At 72.8% G+C, this 5318-nt stretch carries 6 protein-coding genes; 3 read left to right on the top strand and 3 right to left on the bottom strand.

What is annotated here, in order from left to right:
- Window positions 1–37: 37 nt before the first annotated feature.
- Window positions 38–250: an MbtH family protein gene (locus tag G5C65_RS30590; protein ID WP_165302302.1), complete on the bottom strand. Its 213-nt coding sequence runs from the start codon at window positions 248–250 to the stop codon at window positions 38–40.
- A gap of 245 nt (window positions 251–495) precedes the next feature.
- Here G5C65_RS30590 and G5C65_RS30585 point away from each other — a divergent pair, with 245 nt between their 5' ends.
- Window positions 496–1539, top strand: a complete 1044-nt coding sequence (locus G5C65_RS30585) for a helix-turn-helix transcriptional regulator (protein WP_165302301.1) — start codon at window positions 496–498, stop codon at window positions 1537–1539.
- A gap of 313 nt (window positions 1540–1852) precedes the next feature.
- Here G5C65_RS30585 and G5C65_RS30580 read toward each other — a convergent pair whose 3' ends face one another.
- Together G5C65_RS30580 and G5C65_RS30575 are read right to left on the bottom strand one after the other, a co-directional pair.
- The gene (locus G5C65_RS30580; protein WP_165302300.1) at window positions 1853–3256 is read right to left on the bottom strand and encodes a GntT/GntP/DsdX family permease; all 1404 of its coding nucleotides are present in this window, start codon (window positions 3254–3256) and stop codon (window positions 1853–1855) included.
- A gap of 38 nt (window positions 3257–3294) precedes the next feature.
- A complete protein-coding gene (locus G5C65_RS30575) occupies window positions 3295–3831 on the bottom strand; it encodes a gluconokinase (protein ID WP_165302303.1) in 537 nt (178 codons plus the stop codon).
- A gap of 160 nt (window positions 3832–3991) precedes the next feature.
- Here G5C65_RS30575 and G5C65_RS30570 point away from each other — a divergent pair, with 160 nt between their 5' ends.
- Entirely contained in the window at window positions 3992–4741 is a 750-nt protein-coding gene (locus G5C65_RS30570) for a FadR/GntR family transcriptional regulator (protein WP_338146744.1), read from the top strand.
- Between the two features lie 32 nt (window positions 4742–4773).
- Entirely contained in the window at window positions 4774–5214 is a 441-nt protein-coding gene (locus tag G5C65_RS30565) for a GNAT family N-acetyltransferase (RefSeq protein ID WP_165302298.1), read from the top strand.
- Window positions 5215–5318: the final 104 nt, after the last annotated feature.

Raw genomic sequence — 5318 nt, 5'->3', positions numbered from 1 at the left:
CCGGGCCCCCTGCGGAATAGCGGAACAGGTGAGCCCGTCAGGCCGCCATGGCGTCGCGCAGGCTCTTGGGGCGCAGATCCGTCCAGTTCTCCTCGACATAGTCCAGGCACTTCTGACGGCTCTCCTCGCCGAATACGACCCGCCAGCCGGCCGGAATCTCGGCGAACGAAGGCCACAGTGAGTGCTGTTCCTCGTCGTTCACCAGGACATAGAACTGGCCGTCCGCGTCGTCAAACGGGTTGCTGCTCATGATCTGCTCCAATCGAGGGCTCTCCCGGTGGAATTCCCAACAGCAGCATAGCGGTTTCGCCTGCGCCGGCGAGCTCGATACCGCGCTGTTGTGCACCGTGCCGGACAAGTGGAATCCCCCCGAACGGTTCGCCGGTGCGGGGACGTCCCGCCGCGGGGGCGGCGCCGTGCGCACAGCCCGGCGGTGCGCGCGTCTCGCGGAGCGCGGCGGTTGGCGTCATCCTTGTGTCGCCGGGGGGAGGAAGCATGGTGTCGGGACACAGCAGGGCAGCCGGGTACAGCGCGTACGTCACGCGATCCGTCGCCGAGGCCGAGGACGCGATAGCCACCCACTTCTACGAGGGCCGGCTGCGGGTCGTCGGCCCGGACGAGGACTTCCTGCACAGTCTCAGCGTGGTCGACCTGGGGGCGCTGACCGTGGGCGAGGCCAGCTTCGGCACGGAAGTGGGGCTCAGCTACGGCGAGTTGGGCGCGTACCACGTGGCCGTGCCGCTCGTGGGACGGTTCCGCTACCGGCAGGGCCGCGACGACCACCGGTGCCTCACCCCGCGGCGCGCGGGCATCTTCGACGCGGACGCGGACCTGCACGTCGACAGGTGGTCCGTCGACTGCCGCTGCCTCGCCGTGAAGGTGGACAGGCTGGCCGTGCACCGCCGGCTGGAGGCGCTGCTGGGCAGGCCGCTGCCGCACCGGCCGCGCTTCGACACCTCCATGGACGTCACCCGGGGGCCCGGCCGCAGCTGGGCCGACCTGGCGCTGTGGAGCCTCCTGGAGCAGGACGTGCCGCACGGGCTGCTGGCCCAGCCGCTGATCCGCGACCGGATCGAACAGACCCTGCTGGACGGCCTGCTGCTGGCCGCGGGCCACACCTACCGGGCGGAGCTGACGGAGGCCGCTGCGCCGATGCGGCCCTCAGCGGTCCAGCGTGTGATGGACATGGTCCGCGCGTACCCGGCCGAGCCGTACGACGCGGCCCGGCTCGCGGCCATCGGCCAGGTCAGCCTGCGCACCCTGCAGGAGGCGTTCCGCACCCATGTGGGGATGTCCCCGACGGCGTACGTCAGCGAGGTGCGGCTGCAGCGGGCGCACGCGCAGCTGCGCTCCTCGGCGCCCGGGGCGACGCGGATCAGCGAGGTCGCCCACCGCTGGGGCTTCGCGCACCTGGGCCGGTTCGCGCAGCGCTACCGGGCCCGGTTCGGGGAGACGCCGTCCGAGACGCTGCGCTCCGGGCCGACCTACGCCACGCGGCCGTCCCCCGCAATCCGGATAGCGCCGCGCGATACGGAGTGACGTGCGGCGGGCCGGGCCCGTACGGTGCCTGCACCGTCGTCTGAAGCGCCGCCGGACATCGGCGGGACGGTCGCGGTGTCGGCGCCGCCCGCCCCCTCTGGCGCGGCGCCCGCTCTGTGGCGGCGGACGCGGACACAGACCGGAGCAAATCTGTGTCCGCCGGTCCCCGGCGGCCCGGCCGCCCGGAGCCGGTCCGCCGGCCGTACTCCCCCCGAGCACGGCCGGCGGACCGGCGCCCTGGAGGGGGCGCGGGGAACGGCGGCCCCTGCCCGGGAGCCCCGGCGGAGGACCGCCGGGATCCGCGGGAGACGCCTCAGACCACCAGGGAGAGCAGCAGCAGGAAGAGCAGGGCGACGACGGAGATGATGGTCTCCATCACCGACCAGGTCTTCAGCGTCTGCCCGACGTTCATCCCGAAGTACTCCTTCACCAGCCAGAAGCCCGCGTCGTTGACATGGCTGAAGAAGAGCGAGCCTGCGCCGACGGCGAGGACGAGTAGCGCCGACTCGGCGGTGCCCATATCGGCGGCCAGTGGCGCGACCAGGCCCGCGGCCGAGATGGTGGCCACCGTCGCGGAGCCGGTCGCCAGCCGGATGGCCACCGCGATCAGCCAGGCCAGCAGCAGCGTGGGGATCGACCAGTCCTCGGAGAAGTCGAGGATCATGTCGCCGACGCCGATGTCGATCAGCGTCTGCTTGAACCCGCCGCCCGCGCCGACGATCAGCAGGATGCCCGCGATGGGCTTCAGCGACTGGTCCACCGTCCGCGTGACCCGCTCCCGGTCGAAGCCCGCGGCTCGTCCGAGGGTGAACATCGCGACGACGACCGCGGCCAGCAGCGCGATCATCGGGGCGCCGATGACGTCCAGGACGCGCTGCACATGGTTGTCGGGGTCGTCGATGACGATGTCGCCGAGGGCCTTGGCCAGCATCAGGACGACCGGGAGCAGCACCGTCGTCAGCGTGGCGCCGAAGCCGGGGCGCCGGTCCAGCTCCTGCGAGGGGCGCTGCGGGATGAGGCCCTCGGGCGGCTCGGTGTCCACCCAGCGCCCGGCGAGCTTGCCGAACAGCGGACCGGCGACGATCAGCGTCGGCACGCCGACGAGCACCCCGAAGGCGAGGGTGACGCCGAGGTTGGCGTCGACGGCGTCGATCGCGGCCAGCGGCCCGGGGTGCGGCGGGACCAGTCCGTGCATGACGGACAGCCCCGCGAGGGCCGGGATGCCGATCCGCATCAGCGAGAAGTTGCCGCGCCTGGCGACCAGCAGCACCACCGGGATCAGCAGCACGATGCCGACCTCGAAGAAGAGCGGCAGCCCGATGACGCCCGCGATCAGACCCATCGCCCAGGGCATGGTGCGGGCGTTCGCGCGGGCGAGGATCGTGTCGACGATCTGGTCGGCGCCGCCGGAGTCGGCCAGCAGCTTGCCCAGGATCGCGCCGAGCGCGATCAGGACGCCGACGCCGGAGACGGTGTCCCCGAGGCCGCCGGAGAAGCTCGCGATCACCTTGTCCAGGGGGGCGGCGGCCGCGGCGCCCAGCACCAGCGAGCCGAGTGTCAGCGCCAGGAAGGCGTGCACCTTGAACCGGGTGATGAGGACGACGAGGACCGCGATCCCGACGAGGACGGAGATCCCGAGCTGGGCGCTGCCCGCGGAGGTGATCGGGTCGGGCGAGTCCGATCCGGCGGCCAGCATCTCGGCACTGAGATGAAGCACGGCTGTTCCCTACTGTTCGGCTGGGACGGGGGTACGGGTCAGGCGCGCAGGGCCGGGCCGGCGTGCTGCGCCCGCAGCGCGGCGACGGCCCGCTCGACGACGGCCTGCGGCTCCCGGGCGACGGAGACGGTGGCGCCGCGCTCGCCGGGCTGCAGATGCTCCAGCGCGGCGAACTGCGAGTCCTGCAGGGAGACCGGCATGAAGTGGTCCGTGCGCGCGGCCAGCCGCTCCGAGATCAGCGCCCGGTCGCCGGTGAGGTGGAGGAAGAACAGGCCGGGGGCCGCGGCCCGCAGCCGGTCCCGGTAGGACCGCTTGAGCGCGGAGCAGCTGACGACGCCGCCGCGCCCGGCGCGGGAGCGCGCCCACGCCCCGATGGCGTCCAGCCAGGGGCCGCGGTCCGCGTCGTCCAGCGGGGTGCCCGCGGCCATCTTGGCGACGTTCGCGGGGGAGTGGAACGCGTCGCCCTCGGCGTACGGCACGCGCAGTGCGGCGGCCAGCAGCGCACCGACGGTGGACTTGCCCGTTCCGGACACGCCCATGACCACCACCACGACGCTGGCGGGACTGGCACTCATCATCGACCTCGCTGTCTTCCTCGACCTCGGCGCCGGGCATACTCAACCGCATAGGTCACATGTATTCAAGAGATCAACCACTAAAAGTCATACTTAATTGTTCCGAGGCCGACCCCGTAGGCTGGTTCCTCTCGGGGAGGGGCAGGACATGGGAGACCCAGTGACCAGCGACGAAGGCGTCCAGGAGGCCGGGGTGCGGGAGCCTGGCCGGCGCACCGGCCAGGGGCTGCACGCGCGGCTGCTCGCCGCGCTCGGCCCGGCCATCACCGCGGGCGTCCACCCGCCGGGCACGGTGCTGCGCGCGGACGAGCTGGCCGATCGGTACGAGGTCTCGCGGACCGTGGTCCGCGAGGCGGTGCGGGTCCTGGAGTCCATGCGCCTGGTGGAGGTGCGGCGCCGGGTCGGGGTGACGGTGCTGCCGGTGCACGAGTGGAACGTGTACGACCCGCAGGTCATCACCTGGCGGCTGGCCGGGGCCGACCGCCCCCGGCAGCTGCGGTCCTTGACGGTGCTGCGCTCGGCGGTCGAGCCGGTGGCCGCCCGGCTCGCCGCCGAGCAGGGCGGCGCCCAGGACTGCGCCCGGATCACCGAGCAGGCGCTGGGCATGGTGGCGACGTCCCGCGGCCAGCAGCTGGAGAACTATCTGGTGCACGATGTCGCGTTCCACCGCGCCGTGCTGCGCGCCTCGGGGAACGAGATGTTCGCGCGGCTCGGCGATGTGGTGGCCGCGGTGCTGACCGGGCGCACGGAGCACGAGGTGATGTTCAGCGACCCCCGCCAGGAGGCGGTCACCCTGCATGTGCGGGTCGCCGAGGCCATCCGCGAGGGCGATGGCCCGCGCGCCGAGTCCACCATGCGCACCATCACCGAGGACGCCCTGAGCGAGCTGGACGTCCTGCTGGCCCCGTAGCGGTCCGCCGGACACGCTCTAGTATGTAATGCATGTCTAGCGAATCTGACCCTTACGAGGTGCGGGCGGGCGTCCCCTCTGTCGCGCAGTTCCGCCGGCTGCGTACCGATGCCGGGCTCTCCGACAAGACGCCGGAGGCGGTCGCGCTCTCGCTGCGGAACACCTGGTACGGCGTGGTGCTCCGGCACGCGGGGGAGCCCGTCGGGATGGGGCGGATCGTCGGTGACGGGGGGACCGTGCTCCAGATCGCCGACATCTGCGTGCACCCCGCGCACCAGGGGCGCGGGCTCGGCAAGCGGATCATGGCCGCGCTCACCGAGGAGCTGGACCGGCGGGCGCCCGAGAGCGCGTACGTCTCGCTGATAGCCGACGGCCCCGCGCGCTTCCTCTACGAGAAGTTCGGCTTCACGGACACCGCGGCGCACGACTCGATCGGCATGTACCGCGTCATGGGCCCCGCCCCGCGGGGGTGACACCGCGGCGGCGGCCCGGCGCCCCGAGGGGGTGCGCGGCTCCCAGGCGTACCGCTCCCGGGAGGTGCGCGGTCTGGGGCGCTCGTCCGGGCCGGGCCGAGCAT

It is taken from the genome of Streptomyces boncukensis (genome assembly GCF_011045075.1).
GTDB lineage: Bacteria > Actinomycetota > Actinomycetes > Streptomycetales > Streptomycetaceae > Streptomyces > Streptomyces boncukensis.
The sequence above is the reverse complement of the archived record's forward strand: the minus strand, read 5'-3'. Positions and strand labels throughout refer to the sequence as shown.

Excerpts from the sequence above, each read along its gene's own strand:
- G5C65_RS30575 (WP_165302303.1), bottom strand. The coding sequence starts at position 3,831 with ATGAGTGCCAGTCCCGCCAGCGTCGTGGTGGTGGTCATGGGCGTGTCC.
- G5C65_RS30585 (WP_165302301.1), top strand. The coding sequence starts at position 496 with ATGGTGTCGGGACACAGCAGGGCAGCCGGGTACAGCGCGTACGTCACG.
- G5C65_RS30565 (WP_165302298.1), top strand. The coding sequence starts at position 4,774 with ATGTCTAGCGAATCTGACCCTTACGAGGTGCGGGCGGGCGTCCCCTCT.
- G5C65_RS30590 (WP_165302302.1), bottom strand. The coding sequence starts at position 250 with ATGAGCAGCAACCCGTTTGACGACGCGGACGGCCAGTTCTATGTCCTG.